At 60.5% G+C, this 17,322-nt stretch carries 26 protein-coding genes; 25 read left to right on the top strand and 1 reads right to left on the bottom strand.

What is annotated here, in order from left to right:
* The first annotated feature begins 205 nt into the window (after positions 1-205).
* From AB4M76_RS16140 to rplP, 6 genes are all read left to right on the top strand, one after another.
* Positions 206-1,345 (top strand): PRC-barrel domain-containing protein, encoded by a 1,140-nt coding sequence (locus AB4M76_RS16140; RefSeq protein WP_368443014.1) that lies wholly within the window; start codon positions 206-208, stop codon positions 1,343-1,345.
* A gap of 459 nt (positions 1,346-1,804) precedes the next feature.
* Complete coding sequence (rplB, locus tag AB4M76_RS16145; RefSeq protein ID WP_067267965.1) at positions 1,805-2,647, top strand: 50S ribosomal protein L2; 843 nt, start codon at positions 1,805-1,807, stop codon at positions 2,645-2,647.
* 3 nt (positions 2,648-2,650) lie between these two features.
* Positions 2,651-2,929, top strand: coding sequence for a 30S ribosomal protein S19 (rpsS, locus tag AB4M76_RS16150; RefSeq protein ID WP_007118838.1), 279 nt, complete (start codon positions 2,651-2,653; stop codon positions 2,927-2,929).
* A gap of 3 nt (positions 2,930-2,932) precedes the next feature.
* On the top strand, positions 2,933-3,313 hold the full coding sequence (rplV, locus tag AB4M76_RS16155; protein ID WP_067267968.1) for a 50S ribosomal protein L22: 381 nt from the start codon (positions 2,933-2,935) through the stop codon (positions 3,311-3,313).
* Positions 3,313-4,020 carry a 30S ribosomal protein S3 gene (gene rpsC, locus AB4M76_RS16160; RefSeq protein ID WP_174859664.1) on the top strand — a complete coding sequence of 236 codons (708 nt, stop codon included), beginning with the start codon at positions 3,313-3,315 and terminating at the stop codon, positions 4,018-4,020. Before rplV ends, rpsC begins: the two co-directional genes overlap by 1 nt.
* Before the next feature lie 13 nt (positions 4,021-4,033).
* Positions 4,034-4,447 (top strand): 50S ribosomal protein L16, encoded by a 414-nt coding sequence (gene rplP / locus AB4M76_RS16165; RefSeq protein ID WP_007118841.1) that lies wholly within the window; start codon positions 4,034-4,036, stop codon positions 4,445-4,447.
* 413 nt (positions 4,448-4,860) lie between these two features.
* Here the strand turns inward: rplP and AB4M76_RS16170 are convergent, their stop codons facing one another.
* The gene (locus AB4M76_RS16170; RefSeq protein ID WP_368443016.1) at positions 4,861-5,481 is read right to left on the bottom strand and encodes a TIGR02466 family protein; all 621 of its coding nucleotides are present in this window, start codon (positions 5,479-5,481) and stop codon (positions 4,861-4,863) included.
* Between the two features lie 181 nt (positions 5,482-5,662).
* On the opposite strand from AB4M76_RS16170, the gene rpmC reads away from it, so the two are divergent.
* The 19 genes from rpmC (at position 5,663) to AB4M76_RS16265 (ending at position 17,321) form a co-directional block, all read left to right on the top strand.
* Positions 5,663-5,866, top strand: coding sequence for a 50S ribosomal protein L29 (rpmC, locus tag AB4M76_RS16175; protein ID WP_007118846.1), 204 nt, complete (start codon positions 5,663-5,665; stop codon positions 5,864-5,866).
* Positions 5,867-5,880: 14 nt separating this feature from the next.
* Positions 5,881-6,126 (top strand): 30S ribosomal protein S17, encoded by a 246-nt coding sequence (gene rpsQ, locus AB4M76_RS16180; protein WP_067267977.1) that lies wholly within the window; start codon positions 5,881-5,883, stop codon positions 6,124-6,126.
* Between the two features lie 63 nt (positions 6,127-6,189).
* Positions 6,190-6,558, top strand: coding sequence for a 50S ribosomal protein L14 (gene rplN / locus AB4M76_RS16185; RefSeq protein ID WP_005621870.1), 369 nt, complete (start codon positions 6,190-6,192; stop codon positions 6,556-6,558).
* Positions 6,559-6,560: 2 nt separating this feature from the next.
* Positions 6,561-6,872, top strand: a complete 312-nt coding sequence (gene rplX, locus AB4M76_RS16190; RefSeq protein WP_067267981.1) for a 50S ribosomal protein L24 — start codon at positions 6,561-6,563, stop codon at positions 6,870-6,872.
* Positions 6,865-7,428 (top strand): 50S ribosomal protein L5, encoded by a 564-nt coding sequence (rplE, locus tag AB4M76_RS16195; RefSeq protein WP_368443017.1) that lies wholly within the window; start codon positions 6,865-6,867, stop codon positions 7,426-7,428. The genes rplX and rplE overlap by 8 nt, the downstream gene beginning before the upstream one ends.
* An 18-nt stretch (positions 7,429-7,446) precedes the next feature.
* Entirely contained in the window at positions 7,447-7,752 is a 306-nt protein-coding gene (gene rpsN, locus AB4M76_RS16200; protein ID WP_136720403.1) for a 30S ribosomal protein S14, read from the top strand.
* Between the two features lie 12 nt (positions 7,753-7,764).
* Positions 7,765-8,157, top strand: coding sequence for a 30S ribosomal protein S8 (gene rpsH / locus AB4M76_RS16205; RefSeq protein WP_174859670.1), 393 nt, complete (start codon positions 7,765-7,767; stop codon positions 8,155-8,157).
* A 10-nt stretch (positions 8,158-8,167) separates the two neighbouring features.
* The gene (gene rplF, locus AB4M76_RS16210; protein ID WP_174859671.1) at positions 8,168-8,701 is read left to right on the top strand and encodes a 50S ribosomal protein L6; all 534 of its coding nucleotides are present in this window, start codon (positions 8,168-8,170) and stop codon (positions 8,699-8,701) included.
* Between the two features lie 11 nt (positions 8,702-8,712).
* A complete protein-coding gene (gene rplR, locus AB4M76_RS16215; RefSeq protein WP_174859672.1) occupies positions 8,713-9,072 on the top strand; it encodes a 50S ribosomal protein L18 in 360 nt (119 codons plus the stop codon).
* Positions 9,073-9,241: 169 nt separating this feature from the next.
* On the top strand, positions 9,242-9,823 hold the full coding sequence (rpsE, locus tag AB4M76_RS16220) for a 30S ribosomal protein S5 (RefSeq protein WP_368443018.1): 582 nt from the start codon (positions 9,242-9,244) through the stop codon (positions 9,821-9,823).
* A 2-nt stretch (positions 9,824-9,825) separates the two neighbouring features.
* On the top strand, positions 9,826-10,014 hold the full coding sequence (gene rpmD / locus AB4M76_RS16225; RefSeq protein WP_368443019.1) for a 50S ribosomal protein L30: 189 nt from the start codon (positions 9,826-9,828) through the stop codon (positions 10,012-10,014).
* A 442-nt stretch (positions 10,015-10,456) separates the two neighbouring features.
* On the top strand, positions 10,457-10,939 hold the full coding sequence (gene rplO / locus AB4M76_RS16230) for a 50S ribosomal protein L15 (protein ID WP_368443021.1): 483 nt from the start codon (positions 10,457-10,459) through the stop codon (positions 10,937-10,939).
* Positions 10,940-11,059: 120 nt separating this feature from the next.
* Positions 11,060-12,442 carry a preprotein translocase subunit SecY gene (secY, locus tag AB4M76_RS16235; RefSeq protein WP_368443022.1) on the top strand — a complete coding sequence of 461 codons (1,383 nt, stop codon included), beginning with the start codon at positions 11,060-11,062 and terminating at the stop codon, positions 12,440-12,442.
* Entirely contained in the window at positions 12,439-13,086 is a 648-nt protein-coding gene (locus AB4M76_RS16240) for an adenylate kinase (protein ID WP_368443023.1), read from the top strand. The genes secY and AB4M76_RS16240 overlap by 4 nt, the downstream gene beginning before the upstream one ends.
* 249 nt (positions 13,087-13,335) lie before the next feature.
* Entirely contained in the window at positions 13,336-13,704 is a 369-nt protein-coding gene (gene rpsM, locus AB4M76_RS16245) for a 30S ribosomal protein S13 (RefSeq protein ID WP_067263150.1), read from the top strand.
* Between the two features lie 15 nt (positions 13,705-13,719).
* The gene (gene rpsK, locus AB4M76_RS16250; RefSeq protein WP_067263152.1) at positions 13,720-14,109 is read left to right on the top strand and encodes a 30S ribosomal protein S11; all 390 of its coding nucleotides are present in this window, start codon (positions 13,720-13,722) and stop codon (positions 14,107-14,109) included.
* Positions 14,110-14,223: 114 nt separating this feature from the next.
* Positions 14,224-15,240 carry a DNA-directed RNA polymerase subunit alpha gene (locus AB4M76_RS16255; protein ID WP_007118862.1) on the top strand — a complete coding sequence of 339 codons (1,017 nt, stop codon included), beginning with the start codon at positions 14,224-14,226 and terminating at the stop codon, positions 15,238-15,240.
* Between the two features lie 163 nt (positions 15,241-15,403).
* A complete protein-coding gene (gene rplQ, locus AB4M76_RS16260; RefSeq protein ID WP_174859679.1) occupies positions 15,404-15,820 on the top strand; it encodes a 50S ribosomal protein L17 in 417 nt (138 codons plus the stop codon).
* Positions 15,821-15,947: 127 nt separating this feature from the next.
* Positions 15,948-17,321 carry a trypsin-like peptidase domain-containing protein gene (locus AB4M76_RS16265; protein ID WP_368443024.1) on the top strand — a complete coding sequence of 458 codons (1,374 nt, stop codon included), beginning with the start codon at positions 15,948-15,950 and terminating at the stop codon, positions 17,319-17,321.
* The last annotated feature ends 1 nt before the right edge of the window (position 17,322 follow it).

A 17,322-nucleotide genomic window follows, 5' to 3' on the forward strand; every position in this document is an offset into this window, starting at 1 on the left:
TTTCTTCGCCCTATGGTCGTCCGCAGGGCGGCGCCGGAACAATCATGCATTGAGCCGCACGAAAGTTCCAAAAAACTCAGGAAATTTTCTTTGGAACAGAGCAGGAAATTGCCTGTTGTTTCTCCATGGAAGCTGAGGCGGGCCACCGCTTTGCAAATTTCTTTGACCTGATGGGAGAGACCTTATGATCAATACAAAGACACTCATGGCTGGCGTATCCGCAGTCGCTCTTTTTGCCGCGGCACCCGTGCTGGCGCAGGACGCGACAGAAGACGTTGAGCGGACGATCGAGCGCAACGCCGAAGCCGAAGCCCAGATGGAAGACGGCACCGCCGCTGAGATTGACGTCGACACCGACGCCGCCGCGACGGCCAATGTCGCCGGTGGTCAGGTCGTTGTTGAGCAGGAAGACGCCAATGTCGACGTGAAGGTGCCGGAGCCAGACGTCAACGTATCGCAGGAAGCGCCCGTCGTGACCGTTGAGCAGGCCCAGCCCGAAGTGACCGTGCAGGTGCCGGAACCGACCGTGCGCGTGCAGCAGCAGGCCCCCGTCATCACCGTTGAGCAGGCCCAGCCCCAGGTGACCGTGCGCATCCCCGAGCCGGTCGTGACCGTGCAGGTGCCGAAGCCACAGGTGGACGTGGACACGGGCGAGCCGATTGTCGACCTTGAGCAGCCAGAGCCCGTCGTGAAATTCGTGCGCCCTGAGCCCAAGATCACCATCGAAGAAGCCGAGCCGCGCGTCACGGTTGAGCAGGCCGACGCCGATGTGAATGTTGCTGAATCCGATGCCGCCCGCGTGAATGTGGAGCAGGAAGAAGCCAACGTGAACGTTGAACAGAGCGACGATGCGAATGTCGTGGTCGAGGAAGCGGAAGAGCCTCGCGTGCAGGTCGAAGGGTCTGAGGAAGCCGACATCGACGTCGAGCAGGAGCAAGCCCGCGTTCTGATGGAAGACTTCAACGCAGACGAGCAGGGCCGTATGGCCGAGGAAGACCGTGCGCGGTACCAGCGCGACGTTCAGCGTCTGCCGATCTTCAACCTGACCGCAGATGACCTCCGTGGCCGCAGCGTTGCCACCGAGACCGGTGAAGATGTTGGTGAAATCGACTTTATCGGCGTCCGTGGCGACACCGTTGTTGCGATCATCGGCGTTGGCGGTTTCCTTGGTATGGGCGAGAACGAAGTCGCCATTCCAGTGGAGAAGCTGATCCTGCGTGAAGACGAAGTGATCGTTCCCGGCGTGACCGAAGAGCGTCTGGAAAGCATGCCGGAGTTCAACGAAGCCGAGGTCAAAATCCTTGAGCCGGGCATGCGTTTGGCCGAGAGCGTCGGGCTTGACTAAACCCACCGCGTGTTTCGCATGAGCTATCGAGAGAGGGCGCTTCGGCGCCTTCTTTTTTTGCGTGACGTCTGCTTGGCGCGCTATGGCGGAAGGTGGGGCGCTGCAGGAATAATGGGGAAGGGCGCCTCGCATTCGATAGGCTTCCTTTCCTTTGCGCAGAGGCCCAGTCGCTGTCAGGCTAGGGCGGCGCGGCCAGGCTTTCGGCATGGTTCGGCGCTCCGGGCAAAACATCTGCCGCTTACCGCTTGACCCCCCGCAGCATCCCCCCTATCAGACCCCATCGGCCCAGACCCCGGATTCGTCCGGGGTTTGGCTATTTGAACGATCCCGGTGGATCGGATGCTTAGCTCGCAAGAGATAACCGCCCATTCACCACTCCCACAGGGGACCTTCGGGGCCCTACAACCAACGCGCCTTCGTTTCGATGCGGGCGTGCCAAGCAAACGGAAGACAGAGAACATGGCACTCAAGTCGTACAAACCGACGACGCCAGGCCAGCGTGGACTGGTACTGATCGACCGTTCGGAGCTGTGGAAAGGCCGCCCGGTCAAAGCCCTTACTCAGGGTTTGACCAAATCTGGCGGTCGGAACAACACCGGACGAATCACAATGCGTCGTACAGGTGGTGGTGCAAAGCGCCTCTACCGTATCGTTGATTTCAAGCGGAACAAGCTGGACATGTCCGCTGTTGTCGCGCGGATCGAATATGACCCCAACCGGACCGCTTTCATCGCACTGATCCAGTACGAAGACGGCGAGCAGGCCTATATCCTGGCCCCCCAGCGTCTGGCCATCGGCGACAAGATCATCGCCGGCGCCAAAGTGGACATCAAGCCCGGCAACGCGATGCCTTTCTCGGGCATGCCGATCGGTACGATCGTCCACAACATCGAGATGAAGCCCGGCAAGGGCGGTCAGATCGCACGTGCCGCCGGCACCTACGCCCAGTTCGTGGGTCGTGACGGTGGCTACGCTCAGATCCGTCTGAGCAGCGGCGAGCTGCGTCTCGTGCGTCAGGAATGCATGGCCACCGTTGGTGCCGTCAGCAACCCCGACAACTCCAACCAGAACTACGGTAAAGCGGGCCGCATGCGTCACAAGGGCATCCGTCCTTCTGTACGTGGTGTGGTGATGAACCCGATCGACCACCCGCACGGCGGTGGTGAAGGCCGGACCTCTGGTGGTCGTCACCCGGTTACCCCCTGGGGCAAGCCGACCAAGGGTGCCAAGACCCGCAACAAGAACAAAGCGTCCAGCAAGCTTATCATCCGCTCGCGTCACGCCAAGAAGAAGGGGCGTTAATCAATGGCTCGTTCAGTATGGAAAGGTCCTTTTGTTGACTCTTATGTCCTCAAAAAGGCAGAGGCTTCCCGCGAGGGCGGCCGTAACGAAGTGATCAAGATCTGGTCGCGCCGCAGCACGATCCTGCCCCAGTTCGTGGGTCTGACGTTTGGCGTGTACAACGGTCATAAGCACATCCCTGTTAACGTCAGCGAAGACATGATCGGTCAGAAGTTCGGTGAATACTCCCCGACTCGGACCTACTACGGTCATGCCGCCGACAAAAAAGCGAAGCGGAAATAAGCCATGAGCAAGGATAAGAATCCCCGCCGCGTGGCAGACAACGAAGCAATGGCAAAACTGCGCATGCTTCGCACCAGCCCGCAGAAACTGAACCTGGTTGCAGCTCTGATCCGTGGCAAGTCCGTGGACAAGGCTTTGACCGACCTCACCTTCTCCAAGAAGCGGGTCGCGCAGGACGTGAAGAAATGCCTTCAGTCCGCGATTGCCAACGCCGAGAACAACCACAACCTGGACGTCGATGAACTCATCGTGGCCGAGGCCTATGTCGGTAAGAACCTGACCATGAAGCGCGGTCGCCCGCGGGCCCGTGGCCGGTTCGGCAAGATCATCAAGCCGTTTGCCGAGATCACGATCAAAGTGCGTCAAGTTGAGGAGCAAGCCTGATGGGTAACAAAGTCAATCCGATCGGTATGCGTCTTCAGGTGAACCGCACCTGGGATAGCCGCTGGTACGCCGACACCAAGGATTACGGTGATCTTCTGCTCGAAGACCTCGCAATCCGCGACTTCATCAAGAAAGAGTGCCACCAGGCCGGTGTTGCCCGTGTGATCATCGAGCGTCCGCACAAGAAGTGCCGCGTCACGATCCACACCGCACGCCCCGGTGTCATCATCGGCAAGAAAGGCGCGGACATCGAGACGCTGCGCCAGAAGATCGCCAAGATGACCAAATCGGAACTGCACCTCAACATCGTTGAGATTCGCAAGCCCGAGCTGGACGCACATCTGGTTGGTGAGAGCATTGCACAGCAGCTGGAGCGCCGGGTGTCTTTCCGCCGCGCCATGAAACGTGCCGTGCAGAACGCCATGCGCATGGGCGCACTGGGCATCCGCGTGAACCTCGCGGGTCGTCTCGGTGGGGCTGAAATCGCGCGTACCGAATGGTACCGTGAGGGTCGCGTGCCGCTGCACACATTGCGTGCCGACATCGATTACGCACATGTCGAAGCGGCCACCGCTTACGGCATCATCGGGATCAAGACATGGATCTTTAAAGGCGAGATCATGGAACACGACCCCGCTGCGCGTGACCGTAAGGCACAGGAACTCCAAGACGGCCCAGCACCTCGCGGTGCCGGCGGTCGTCGCTAAGGGGGAATGAGAAATGCTTCAACCAAAGCGTACTAAATTCCGCAAGCAGTTTAAGGGCTCGATCAAGGGTCTGGCGAAGGGCGGGTCTGACCTGAACTTCGGCACCTACGGCCTGAAAGCACTGCAGCCGGAGCGGGTTACCGCCCGTCAAATCGAAGCGGCACGCCGCGCCATGACGCGTCACATGAAGCGTCAGGGCCGTGTCTGGATCCGCATCTTCCCGGATGTTCCGGTAACCTCCAAGCCCGTCGAAGTGCGTATGGGTAAAGGTAAAGGTTCCGTCGACTTCTGGGCCGCCAAGGTCAAGCCCGGCCGCATCATGTTCGAGATCGACGGTGTCGGCGAAGACGTGGCGCGCGAAGCCCTGCGTCTGGCAGCCATGAAGCTGCCGATCAAGACCCGGGTCGTGGTCCGCGAAGACTGGTAAGTCTGTTGCCCCGCAAGGGGTGCTGAGAGAAATGAAACCCCCGTCGAGCGATCGGCGGGGGTTTTGTTTTGGCGGGGTGGGGAAGGCGTCAAGGTCACGTCGCTACGCGGCAGAAAACGTCGTTGTTCGATACCGCTGGCCCGGAATCAAGCCGGAGGCGCCGGGCCATCGCCTGCCCGCGTCACGCCAAAGGCGTGCCGTGATTTAAGAACGCACCTTTGGTGCGGCGGGTAGGCGATTTGGTGGGGCTTGGCGCTCCTTTGCGGACGCACATCACGGCTGAACCATAAAGTGGCACGAGGCCACGTTGGATCGCCAACCCGCGGTCAGGCGATGGCCCGTGTGGCAGGAGATGATCACTGCCTATCTTTGCTAGCAGCTCGGACCGCGCCCTCGTTGCGGCCCTCTGCCGGTTACGCCCAGTTGTAATTGAAACTCACCGAAACCCGATCTTCCTCGATCATGTTCATCGGCACCTCATGCCGCAGCCAGCTTTCCCACAGCAGCACGTCACCCGCTTCGGGCGCCACATAGATAAAGGGCCGCAGCTCCTCACGGGCGTCCTTCGCCCGACCGGGGGCGGCCATCATCATCGGCAGGCGCGGGTCTTCGAAACGGATCGCGCTGGCGCCCTCGGGCATGGTCACATAGGTCGTGCCCGAGATCACCGAATGCGGGTGGATATGGGAGGTGTGGATGCCGCCTTCGGGCAGGATGTTCAGCCACAGCGAGTCGAGCACCAGCTTGCGCTCGCCAAGATCAAACTCCAGATCCTTGGCAAAGGCGGCCACATGTTGGTCCAGCACCGCGACCAGATCCTTGAAGATCGGGAAGCGGTAGGGCAGGTCGTCGAGCGAGGCGTAGGAGGTGTAGCCGGCATAGCCGTTCTCTTCGCACCAGTCCTGTCCGGCCTCGTCATCCTCGGCGATCGAGAAGCAGGAGGCGGCCAGTTCGTCGGTGTCGATCGGGCTGCCGTGGGCCGAGAGGGCGGCGTGATAGAGGCGGGTGGCGAAAAGCGATTTGATGTTTGACATAAGTCCTACTTACGCCGAACATACCCCCATCGCCAGCCTATTTGCGCCAAAAGCGCAGATGCGGGCCAACGGGGGTTGCCATGGGCGACCTCAGCGCGTATTGGCAGCTTTCATCATGAACTCCACCAGAATCATGGTCACCCTGACAGGGGCCTACTGGTGATGTTGAAAGGAAGAGGCCGTGAAAGCCAGCGAACTGCACGACAAGACGCCGGACCAGCTCCGCGACGAGCTTGTGAACCTGAAAAAAGAATCCTTCAACTTGCGTTTTCAGCAGGCCACCGGCCAGTTGGAAAATCCCGCGCGTTTGAAGACCGTGAAGCGTGACGTGGCCCGTGTCCACACCGTGCTGAACCAGAAAGCCGCTGCTGCGGCAGCCGAATAATAGGAGCCTGAAACATGCCCAAGCGTATCCTTACAGGCACCGTGACATCGGACGCCAACGCACAAACAGTTTCCGTTTCCGTAGAGCGCCGCTTTACGCATCCGGTTCTGAAAAAGACCATCCGTAAGTCCAAGAAGTACCGGGCTCACGATGAGAACAACACGTTCAAGGTGGGCGACACTGTGCGCATCATCGAATGTGCCCCCAAGTCGAAAACCAAACGTTGGGAAGTTCTGACTTCGGACAAAGCCGAGGCCTGAGCCCCTTAAACGAAACCCTGGGATTAGGGCCGCATCGCCCCCCAGAAGGTCGGGAGAAACCAAATGATCCAGATGCAGACCAACCTGGATGTTGCTGACAACAGCGGCGCGCGCCGTGTTCAGTGCATCAAGGTCCTGGGTGGTTCCAAGCGTAAATACGCATCCGTCGGCGACATCATTGTCGTGTCGGTCAAGGAAGCCATCCCTCGCGGTCGTGTGAAAAAGGGCGACGTCCGCAAGGCTGTTGTCGTTCGCACCGCCAAAGAAGTTCGTCGTGAAGATGGCACCGCCATCCGCTTCGACCGCAACGCTGCTGTTATCCTGAATAACAACAACGAGCCTGTCGGCACCCGTATCTTCGGGCCGGTTGTGCGTGAACTGCGCGCGAAGAACTTCATGAAAATCATCTCGCTCGCTCCGGAGGTGCTGTAATCATGGCTGCTAAACTTCGCAAAGGTGACAAGGTCATCGTGCTGTCCGGCAAGGACAAGGGCAAGACGGGCACCATCTCGTCCGTTGACCCCAAGTCGAACAAGGCCATCGTTGACGGTGTGAAAATCGCCATCCGCGCCACCCGCCAGACCCAGACATCTCAGGGCGGCCGCATCCCCAAGGCGATGCCGATTGACCTGAGCAACCTCGCACTGGTGGATGCCAATGGCAAAGCCACCCGCGTGGGTTTCAAAATCGAAGGCGACAAGAAAGTGCGCTTTGCCAAGACCACGGGGGACGTGATCGATGCTTGATACCGCAACCTACACACCCCGCCTTCAGGCCGTATACCGCGACAAGATCCGCGCCGCCCTGAAAGAGGAATTCGGCTATAAGAACGACATGATGATCCCCAAGCTGGACAAGATCGTTCTGAACATCGGCTGTGGTGCCGAAGCCGTGCGTGACAGCAAGAAAGCCAAGTCGGCTCAGGAAGACTTGACGACGATTGCAGGCCAGAAGGCGCTGACAACCGTGGCCAAGAAATCCATTGCTGGTTTCCGCGTGCGTGAGGAAATGCCGCTGGGTGCGAAAGTGACCCTGCGCGGTGACCGCATGTATGAATTCCTGGACCGTCTGATCACGATCGCAATGCCCCGTATCCGCGACTTCCGCGGCATCCCGGGCAAGAGCTTTGACGGCCGTGGCAACTACGCCATGGGCTTGAAAGAGCATATCGTGTTCCCCGAGATCGACTTCGACAAAGTTGACGAGACCTGGGGTATGGACATCGTGATCGCCACCACGGCGAAAACCGACGCTGAAGCCAAGGCGCTGTTGAAAGCTTTCAACATGCCCTTCAATTCATAAGCGCGGGAAGGATTAAAAATGGCTAAAAAATCCATGATCGAGCGCGAGAAGAAGCGCGAAGCACTGGTTAAAAAGTACGCTGACAAGCGCGCGGCTCTGAAAGAGATCGTGAGCGACGAAAGCAAACCGATGGAAGAGCGTTTCCGCGCTTCCCTGAAACTGGCGAAACTGCCGCGCAACAGCTCTGCTGTGCGTCTGCATAACCGTTGCCAGCTGACGGGCCGCCCGCACGCCTACTATCGTAAACTGAAAATTTCGCGGATCGCGCTGCGGGACCTTGGCTCTTCGGGCCAGATCCCCGGTATGGTCAAGTCGAGCTGGTAAGGAGCGCATCAGATGAACGATCCTATCGCAGATATGCTGACACGCATCCGTAACTCTTCGCTGCGCGGCAAATCCACAGTTGTGACACCGGCTTCCAAGCTGCGTGCATGGGTGCTGGACGTGCTGGCCGACGAAGGCTACATCCGCGGCTACGAAAAAGTGACGGGCGCCGACGGCCACCCGGCGCTTGAGATCAGCCTCAAATACTACGAGGGCGAGCCTGTCATTCGCGAATTGAAGCGGGTTTCCAAACCCGGTCGCCGCGTTTACATGGCCGTCAATGACATCCCCGTTGTCCGTCAGGGCCTCGGTGTGTCGATTGTCTCCACCTCCAAGGGTGTGATGTCGGACGCGTCTGCACGTTCTGCCAATGTTGGCGGCGAAGTGCTCTGCACCGTATTCTAAGGAGTAGACCATGTCTCGTATTGGTAAGAAACCTGTCGCCATTCCTTCGGGCGTTTCGGCAGAGGTGAGCGGTCAGACGATCGAAGTGAAGGGCCCCAAGGGCACCCGCAGCTTCCGCGCGACTGACGATGTGACACTGACGGTCGAAGACGATGCGATCACTGTGACCCCGCGTGGCAAGTCCAAGCGCGCGCGTCAGCAGTGGGGCATGTCCCGCACCATGATTGAAAACCTGGTGACTGGCGTCTCCACCGGCTTCAAGAAAGAGCTGGAGATTCAGGGTGTTGGTTATCGTGCGGCCATCAATGGCAACACGCTGAAACTGAACCTCGGCCTGAGCCACGATGTTGACTATGTGGCCCCCGAGGGCGTCACCGTGACAGCACCGAAGCAGACCGAAATCGTTGTGGAAGGCATTGACGAACAGCTTGTTGGTCAGGTCGCTGCGAACATCCGCGCTTGGCGCAAGCCCGAGCCCTATAAGGGCAAAGGCATCCGCTATAAGGGTGAGTTCGTGTTCCGCAAAGAAGGCAAGAAGAAGTAAGGAACGGAAAGATGGCAAACACCAAAAGACAGCTGTTCCTGAAACGCCGCATGCGCGTTCGGAACAAACTCCGCAAAGTGAACGCCGGGCGCATGCGCCTGTCGGTGCACCGTTCGTCCAAGAACATCTCGGCCCAGCTGATCGACGATGTGAACGGCGTGACACTGGCCTCCGCCTCCACCATGGAGAAGGATCTGGGCGTCGTCGGCAAGAACAACATCGAAGCGGCGACCAAGGTCGGTGCAGCGATTGCCGAACGTGCCAAGAAAGCCGGCGTCGAAGAAGCCTACTTCGACCGGGGCGGTTTCCTGTTCCACGGCAAGGTGAAAGCTTTGGCCGAAGCGGCCCGCGAAGGCGGTCTGAAGATCTGATGGCGCGGTGCGTGGGCAACCACGCACCCACCGTCACCACGTAGGGTGCGCATCGCGCGCACCTTTGCTGCGAAGAGGGCCGTGCTGGCCCTCTCGATGATCCGGGGGCCGCTGGCCCACCAGGATTGACCAAAGGGGCCTTTGGGCCACAGAAAAAGGAAGATGCCAGATGGCAAGAGATGACAACCGTGGGGGCAACCGCCGCAACCAGCGCGACGAGACCCCGGAATTCGCTGACCGTCTGGTCGCGATCAACCGCGTGTCCAAGACCGTTAAGGGTGGTAAGCGTTTCGGCTTTGCCGCACTCGTGGTCGTGGGCGATCAGAAAGGCCGCGTCGGCTTTGGCAAGGGCAAAGCGAAAGAAGTGCCCGAGGCCATCCGCAAGGCGACCGAGCAGGCCAAGCGTCAGATGATCCGCGTGCAACTGCGCGAAGGTCGTACGCTGCACCATGACATGCACGGCCGCCACGGCGCCGGCAAAGTCATCATGCGCACAGCACCTGAAGGGACCGGGATCATTGCCGGTGGTCCGATGCGTGCCGTGTTCGAGATGCTCGGCGTGAAGGACGTTGTGTCCAAGTCGGTCGGGTCGCAGAACCCCTACAACATGATCCGCGCCACTTTGGACGGTCTGAGAAAAGAACAATCGCCCCGTTCCGTCGCGCAGCGTCGCGGCAAGAAAGTGGCTGACATTCTGCCCAAGCGTGAAGACAACGTAGAGTCCTCCGCACAAGTGGCTGAGGAGGCATAAGCATGGCCAAGACAATCGTAATCAAGCAGATCGGTTCGCCGATCCGCCGCCCCGCCAAGCAAAAGGCCACTCTGGTTGGTCTCGGTCTGGACAAGATGGGTCGTACCCGTGAGCTGGAAGACACACCTTCCGTGCGCGGCATGATCAACAAGGTCTCGCATATGGTCGAGATCGTTGAAGAGAAAGGCTGAACCTAGGGTTCAGCGGTAGGGCGGGGGACCGCTCTACAAAGACGCCTCGCAGGAAACTGCGGGGCGTTTTGCTTTGCGGGGCAGGGTGCGGCGTTTTGAAGCACAGCGGGCCCGGGATCAAGCCGAAGGCGCCGGGCCATCGCCTGCCCGCCCTACGGGGAGGCGATTTGTCGAGGTTCGATGCAACTCTGCAAGAGCGCGCCATCGCTGCACCATAAAGTGGCATGGATCACTGTTGGGATCGCCACCCCACGGGCAGGCGATGGCCCTCCGGGGCGGCAAGAACCCCCGCGCAGCCTACTGCGTGCCGCCACCCCCTTGTCACGCCTTCCGCCATCCCTTATACGCCCCCGGTGGCCCGTGATGGGTTGCAATGGAATCGAAACGCCGCGTTTGGCCACTCCCGTCGCTGGGGGCCATTTCCGGCATAAGGAGAAGCGACATGAAACTGCACGAACTTTCCGACAACGAAGGCGCAGCCAAGAAGCGTATGCGCGTTGGCCGTGGCCCCGGCTCTGGCAAGGGTAAAATGGGTGGCCGTGGTATCAAAGGTCAGAAGTCCCGTTCCGGCGTGGCGATCAAGGGCTTTGAAGGCGGCCAGATGCCAATCTACCAGCGTCTGCCAAAGCGTGGCTTCAACAAGCCGAACCGCAAGTCTTTCGCTGTTGTGAACCTGGGCCTGATCCAGAAATTCATCGACGCCAAGAAGCTCGACGCCTCCACCACCATCGACAGCGCGGCGCTGGTTGCCTCCGGTCTGGTGCGTCGTGAGCTGGACGGTATCCGCGTTCTGGCCAAGGGTGACATCACCTCCAAGATCGACCTGAACGTCGCCGGCGCCTCCAAATCCGCGATTGAGGCGGTCGAGAAGGCAGGCGGCAAGGTGACCGTGGCGGCGCCGCAGGCTGCCGAGGCATCCGAGTAAAGCGGCCTTAAGGCTTGTGAGCGGCTGCTGAGCCGCTTACATAACCTCAAGTTTTCCCGAACGCCGCCCGCCGGAAAACGGCTCTGGGCGGCGTTTTCGCAACAAGAGAAGAGACCCCTCATGGTATCTGCCGTCGAAAACATGGCCGCGAACACGAGCTGGGCCGCATTGGGCAAGGCAACTGACCTGCGCAATCGGATCCTGTTCACACTCGGGCTGCTCATCGTGTACCGCCTTGGCACCTTCATCCCGGTGCCCGGCATCGACGGTGGCGCCCTGCGCGACTTTATGGAAAGCGCGGGCCAGGGTATCGGCGGCATGGTCTCGATGTTCACCGGCGGCGCGCTTGGCCGGATGGGCATCTTCGCTCTTGGCATCATGCCTTATATTTCCGCCTCGATCATCGTTCAGCTGCTGACCTCCATGGTCCCCTCGCTGGAGCAGCTCAAGAAAGAGGGCGAGCAGGGGCGCAAGAAGATCAACCAATATACGCGCTACGGCACTGTCGCGCTGGCGACCTTGCAGTCTTACGGTCTTGCGGTCAGCCTTCAGGCCGGTGACATCGTCGCCGATGGCCAGATGGGCTTTGGCTTTATCGCGGCCTGTATGATCACCCTCGTGGGCGGCACGATGTTCCTGATGTGGCTGGGCGAGCAGATCACCGCCCGCGGCATCGGCAACGGCATCTCGCTGATCATCTTTGTCGGCATTATTGCCGAGGTTCCGGCGGCCATCGCGCAATTCTTTGCTTCTGGCCGGTCCGGTGCGATCAGCCCCGCGGTGATCGTGGGCGTGCTGGTCATGGTGATTGCGACGATCATGTTCGTGGTCTTCATGGAACGCGCGCTGCGCAAGATCCACATTCAGTATCCCCGCCGCCAAGTCGGCATGAAGATGTATGACGGCGGCACCAGCCACCTTCCGGTCAAGGTAAACCCCGCGGGCGTGATCCCGGCGATCTTCGCCTCCTCGCTGCTGCTGCTGCCGGTCACCGTCAGCACCTTCTCGGGCAATTCCACCAGCCCGGTGATGTCCTGGCTGCTGGCGAACTTCGGCCCCGGTCAGCCGCTTTACCTGCTGTTCTTCGTCGGCATGATCGTTTTCTTCGCCTATTTCTATACGTTCAACGTCAGCTTCAAACCCGATGACGTGGCCGACAACCTGAAGAACCAGAACGGCTTCGTGCCCGGCATCCGCCCCGGCAAGCGCACCTCGGAATACCTCGAATATGTGGTCAACCGCATCCTCGTCCTCGGCTCGGCCTATCTGGCGGCGGTCTGTGTTCTGCCCGAGATCCTGCGCGGCCAGTTCGCCATTCCCTTCTACTTCGGTGGCACTTCGGTGCTGATCGTTGTGTCGGTGACCATGGACACGATCCAACAGGTGCAGAGCCATTTGCTCGCGCACCAATATGAAGGTCTGCTTGAAAAGTCCCAGCTGCGCGGCAAGGGTGCAGGCAAAGGCAAAGGTACACGCAAGAAACGGAGCCCCGTACGTCGATGAACATTATTCTACTCGGGCCTCCGGGCGCAGGCAAAGGCACGCAAGCACGTCATCTCGTCGAAACCCGCAATATGGTACAGCTTTCCACCGGCGACATGCTGCGTGAGGCGAAAGACAGCGGCACGGAGATGGGCAAGATCGTGGCCGATGTGATGGACCGCGGCGCGCTGGTCACCGATGAGATCGTCATCGGGCTGATCCGCGAAAAGCTCTCCGACAAGGCCGAACATGGCGGCTTCATCTTTGACGGTTTCCCCCGCACGCTGGCCCAGGCCGACGCGCTGGCCGAATTGATGGCGGAGGAGGGGCAAAGCCTCGACGCCGTGATCGAGATGAAGGTCGACGATGAGGCGCTGGTCGCCCGGATCACCGCGCGGTCCACCTGTGCGAACTGTGGTGAGGTCTATAACGACCTGACCAAGCCGATCCCCGATGATGGCAAATGCAGCAACTGCGGCGGCACCGAGTTCAAGCGCCGTGCCGACGACAATGAGGAAAGCCTCAAGACCCGTCTGATGGCCTATTACAAACAGACCTCGCCGCTGATTGGCTACTACTATGCCAAGGACATGCTCAGCGGCGTGAACGGGCTGGGCCAGATCGACGAAGTGCGCGGCGCGATCGCGAGCATTCTCGACAAGTAACCGGCGGATGAGGCGGACAGGGGGCGCGCCCCTGCGCCTTCTGTCGCAGAGTTTTGCGCAGGCGCTTGACGCCCTGCGCAAAACCTCATAGTCACCCCTATCTCGCAAGAGAATCAAATTGTGGCAAGGGTTCCGCCCAACCCCGCAAGATCACCTGATCAGCCTCAGCCCGATGGTCCTACGCCTCGGGCTTGTGTTGTGAAAAAAGGGTCTGGAACGACGGACCCGCAACGAAAAGGAATAGCTAACGTGGCACGTATTGCCGGCGTAAACATCCCGACTGCAAAGCGGGTTCCCATCGCCCTCACCTATATCACCGGTATTGGCAGCTCCTCCGCCAAGGCCATCTGCGAAGCCGTCGGCATCGACGAGACCCGCCGGGTCAACGAACTCAGCGACGCCGAAGTTCTGGCCGTGCGTGAGCACATCGACGCCAACTACACCGTCGAAGGCGACCTGCGTCGTGACACGCAGATGAACATCAAGCGCCTGATGGACCTCGGCTGCTACCGTGGCTTGCGCCACCGTCGCAACCTGCCGGTTCGCGGTCAGCGTACCCATACCAACGCACGCACACGCAAAGGCCCCGCGAAGGCCATTGCTGGCAAGAAGAAATAAGGGAGGGTTCGATCAATGGCACGCGATAAGACACGCACCAAGCGTAAGGTCTCCAAGAACATCGCCGCAGGTGTGGCGCATGTGAACTCGAGCTTCAACAACACCAAGATCCTGATCTCGGATGTTCAAGGCAACGCAATTTCCTGGTCCTCCGCTGGCACCATGGGCTTCAAAGGGTCGCGTAAATCGACACCCTATGCCGCTCAGATGGCCGCAGAAGATGCAGGCCGCAAAGCTCAGGATCACGGCGTCAAGACGCTGGAAGTCGAAGTGCAAGGCCCCGGTTCCGGCCGTGAATCCGCACTGCGCGCTCTGGCGGCTGCCGGTTTCAACATCACCTCGATCCGTGATGTGACCCCGATGGCCCACAACGGCTGCCGCCCGCCCAAACGCCGCCGCGTTTAAGCCGGGACTGTTTTACATGGGGTCGCGCCTTGCGTGCGGCCCCATACCGCTTTTCAGAAACCTCGAGCGTTTGTGTCATTTGGACATGAGGCACAAACAAGGATGGAGGGACGCATGATCCACAAGAATTGGGCTGAATTGATCAAGCCGCAACAGCTTGACGTCAAGCCGGGGAACGACCCGGCCCGTCAGGCGACCGTCATGGCCGAACCGCTGGAGCGGGGCTTTGGCCTGACCCTCGGCAACGCGCTGCGCCGCGTGCTGATGTCCTCGCTGCAGGGTGCGGCGATCACCTCCGTGCAGATCGACAACGTGCTGCACGAGTTCTCCTCCGTCGCCGGTGTGCGCGAAGACGTGACCGACATCATCCTGAACCTCAAGGGTGTCAGCCTGCGCATGGAAGTCGAAGGGCCGAAGCGCCTGTCGATCTCCGCCAAAGGTCCGGGCGTTGTGACTGCCGGTGACATTTCTGAATCCGCCGGTATCGAGATTTTGAACCGCGAGCATGTGATCTGCCACCTCGACGATGGGGCAGACGTCTACATGGAGCTGACCGTCAACACCGGCAAGGGCTATGTCTCGGCCGACAAGAACAAGCCCGAAGACGCGCCCATCGGTCTCATTCCGATCGACGCGATCTACTCGCCGGTCAAGAAGGTCTCCTACGACGTGCAGCCCACCCGTGAGGGCCAGGTGCTGGACTATGACAAGCTGACCATGAAGGTGGAAACAGACGGCTCCATCACGCCGGATGACGCCGTGGCCTTTGCCGCGCGTATCCTGCAGGACCAGCTGGGCATCTTCGTGAACTTCGACGAGCCGGAATCGGCGTCCCGTCAGGACGACGACGACGGTCTGGAATTCAACCCGCTGCTGCTCAAGAAGGTCGACGAGCTGGAGCTCTCGGTGCGCTCGGCAAACTGCCTGAAGAACGACAACATCGTCTACATCGGCGATCTGATCCAGAAGACCGAAGCCGAAATGCTGCGCACGCCGAACTTCGGCCGCAAGTCCTTGAACGAGATCAAGGAAGTGCTGTCGGGCATGGGCCTGCACCTCGGGATGGACGTCGAAGACTGGCCGCCAGAGAACATCGAAGACCTCGCCAAGAAGTTCGAGGATTCGTTCTAAGATACGGGGCCCGGAAACTTTTAAAGTTTCCGGGGCCGATTTCTTTTAAAGAAATCGGGTGCCGTGAAGACCGGGCGCAAGCCCCAAGGAGAGCCCGTGACACGCATCGCGGGCCAGACAAAGCAAAACCGCCCGTAGAGGGCCTCACGATTGGAGTAAGACTATGCGTCACGCACGTGGATACCGCCGCCTGAACCGTACACATGAACACCGCAAGGCGCTGTTCTCGAACATGGCAGGCTCGCTCATCGAACATGAGCAGATCAAGACCACCTTGCCGAAAGCCAAGGAACTGAAGCCGATCATCGAAAAGATGATCACGCTGGCCAAACGCGGCGACCTGCACGCCCGTCGTCAGGCTGCAAGCAAGCTGAAAGAAGACCAGTATGTCGCGAAACTCTTCGACATCCTGGGCCCGCGCTACAAAGACCGCCAGGGTGGTTACGTGCGCGTTCTGAAAGCCGGCTTCCGCTATGGTGACATGGCGCCGATGGCGATCATCGAATTCGTCGACCGCGACCGCGACGCCAAAGGCGCCGCAGACAAAGCGCGGGTGGCCGAAGAAGACGCCGCAGAATAAGATTTCGCAAATTGCGGATCGCAAAGCCCTGCCATTTGGCGGGGCTTTTTCTTTTGAGGTCGGGGAAATCCCGCTGCGACAGAAAGGGGAGTTGCGCGCGCCGAAGCGGCTGCGCATATCTGGGGGCATGAGATTATTTCTGACGATCCTGATGCTCCTCGCCACCCCGCTGGCGGCGCAGCAAGTGCCCAGTTCCGCCGCGCAGATGCAGTTGAGCTTCGTGCCGCTGGTCAAGGAAGCCACGCCTGCGGTGGTGAACATCTATGCCAAGATCATGACCGAGGCGCGGCGCACGCCGCTGCAGTCTGACCCGTTTTTCGAGCGCTTCTTTCGTGACCCCTTTTCCGAACGTCCGCGGGTACAGAACTCGCTTGGCTCCGGGGTGATCCTTTCCGACGACGGGATTGTCGTGTCGAATTACCATGTGGTCGGCACCGCGACGGACATTCGCGTCGTGCTGAACGACCGCCGTGAATACAGCGCCCATGTGCTCTTGGGGGACGCCGAAAGCGATTTGGCGATCTTGAAGCTTGAGGGGGCGCAGGACCTGCCGTTTCTGGAACTGCGCGACAGCGACGCGGTCGAGGTGGGCGAGCTGACACTGGCCATCGGCAACCCCTTTGGCGTGGGGCAGACCGTGTCGAGCGGCATCGTGTCAGGCCTCGCGCGGTCGGGCGCGGCGAACAATGGCGGGCTGGGCTATTTCATCCAGACCGATGCGCCGATCAACCCCGGCAACTCCGGCGGGGCGCTGATCGACATGTCCGGGCGGCTGATCGGGGTCAATACCTCGATCCTGACCCGGTCGGGCGGCAGCAATGGCATCGGCTTTGCGATTCCCGCCAATCTCGTCGCGGCTTTCGTCGAACAGGCGCGGGCGGGGGAGGCGGTCTTTCACCGGCCCTGGGCGGGGCTCTCTGGCCAGCCGGTGGATTTCGACATGGCCGGGCCGCTGGGGCTGGACCGCCCGGGCGGGATCATCGTGTCGGGCCTGCATGCGGCGAGCCCGTTTCACGCGGCGGGGCTGAAGGTGGGCGATGTGATCGTCACGGTGGATGCGCAGCCGGTGAACACGCCAGCGGAGATGATCTACCGCATGTCGGTGGCCGGTCTGGGCCATACGGCGCGGGTGGGGGTGATGCGCGATGGCACCTTGCAGGAAATGACCGTGGCGCTGATCGCGGCACCGGATAGGCCGGACCGGGCCGAGGTCACCCTGGGCGGGCGCAGCCTGCTGCCGGGGCTGCGGGCCGCGCGGATCAACCCGGCGGTGATTGCAGAGATGAACCTGCCCTTGGAAAGCACCGGGGTTGTGGTGGTCGATGCCGGACGGTTCGGCCCCCGTGTGGGCCTGCGGGAGGGCGATGTGATCCATGCGATCAATGGCGTCACGGTCGAAGACACTAAGGCGCTGCTGGCGCTGCTGTCGGGGCAGGTACGGCGCATTCAGATGGTGATCCAACGCGGCGACCAGCGCATGGCGCTGCGGTTTAGGGGGTAGC

Origin of the sequence: Sulfitobacter sp. PS-8MA (assembly GCF_040933935.1) — a bacterium.
Lineage (GTDB): Bacteria > Pseudomonadota > Alphaproteobacteria > Rhodobacterales > Rhodobacteraceae > Sulfitobacter.

Coding starts and splice junctions, on each gene's coding strand:
- rplV (WP_067267968.1), top strand. CDS start 2,933: ATGAGCAAGGATAAGAATCCCCGCCGCGTGGCAGACAACGAAGCAATG.
- rpsQ (WP_067267977.1), top strand. CDS start 5,881: ATGCCCAAGCGTATCCTTACAGGCACCGTGACATCGGACGCCAACGCA.
- rplP (WP_007118841.1), top strand. CDS start 4,034: ATGCTTCAACCAAAGCGTACTAAATTCCGCAAGCAGTTTAAGGGCTCG.
- rpsH (WP_174859670.1), top strand. CDS start 7,765: ATGAACGATCCTATCGCAGATATGCTGACACGCATCCGTAACTCTTCG.
- rplE (WP_368443017.1), top strand. CDS start 6,865: ATGCTTGATACCGCAACCTACACACCCCGCCTTCAGGCCGTATACCGC.
- rplB (WP_067267965.1), top strand. CDS start 1,805: ATGGCACTCAAGTCGTACAAACCGACGACGCCAGGCCAGCGTGGACTG.
- AB4M76_RS16265 (WP_368443024.1), top strand. CDS start 15,948: ATGAGATTATTTCTGACGATCCTGATGCTCCTCGCCACCCCGCTGGCG.
- AB4M76_RS16240 (WP_368443023.1), top strand. CDS start 12,439: ATGAACATTATTCTACTCGGGCCTCCGGGCGCAGGCAAAGGCACGCAA.
- rplX (WP_067267981.1), top strand. CDS start 6,561: ATGGCTGCTAAACTTCGCAAAGGTGACAAGGTCATCGTGCTGTCCGGC.
- AB4M76_RS16140 (WP_368443014.1), top strand. CDS start 206: ATGGCTGGCGTATCCGCAGTCGCTCTTTTTGCCGCGGCACCCGTGCTG.
- rpmD (WP_368443019.1), top strand. CDS start 9,826: ATGGCCAAGACAATCGTAATCAAGCAGATCGGTTCGCCGATCCGCCGC.
- rplO (WP_368443021.1), top strand. CDS start 10,457: ATGAAACTGCACGAACTTTCCGACAACGAAGGCGCAGCCAAGAAGCGT.
- AB4M76_RS16255 (WP_007118862.1), top strand. CDS start 14,224: ATGATCCACAAGAATTGGGCTGAATTGATCAAGCCGCAACAGCTTGAC.
- rpsN (WP_136720403.1), top strand. CDS start 7,447: ATGGCTAAAAAATCCATGATCGAGCGCGAGAAGAAGCGCGAAGCACTG.
- secY (WP_368443022.1), top strand. CDS start 11,060: ATGGTATCTGCCGTCGAAAACATGGCCGCGAACACGAGCTGGGCCGCA.
- rplQ (WP_174859679.1), top strand. CDS start 15,404: ATGCGTCACGCACGTGGATACCGCCGCCTGAACCGTACACATGAACAC.
- rplN (WP_005621870.1), top strand. CDS start 6,190: ATGATCCAGATGCAGACCAACCTGGATGTTGCTGACAACAGCGGCGCG.
- rpsC (WP_174859664.1), top strand. CDS start 3,313: ATGGGTAACAAAGTCAATCCGATCGGTATGCGTCTTCAGGTGAACCGC.
- rplF (WP_174859671.1), top strand. CDS start 8,168: ATGTCTCGTATTGGTAAGAAACCTGTCGCCATTCCTTCGGGCGTTTCG.
- rplR (WP_174859672.1), top strand. CDS start 8,713: ATGGCAAACACCAAAAGACAGCTGTTCCTGAAACGCCGCATGCGCGTT.
- rpsS (WP_007118838.1), top strand. CDS start 2,651: ATGGCTCGTTCAGTATGGAAAGGTCCTTTTGTTGACTCTTATGTCCTC.
- rpsE (WP_368443018.1), top strand. CDS start 9,242: ATGGCAAGAGATGACAACCGTGGGGGCAACCGCCGCAACCAGCGCGAC.
- rpsK (WP_067263152.1), top strand. CDS start 13,720: ATGGCACGCGATAAGACACGCACCAAGCGTAAGGTCTCCAAGAACATC.
- AB4M76_RS16170 (WP_368443016.1), bottom strand. CDS start 5,481: ATGTCAAACATCAAATCGCTTTTCGCCACCCGCCTCTATCACGCCGCC.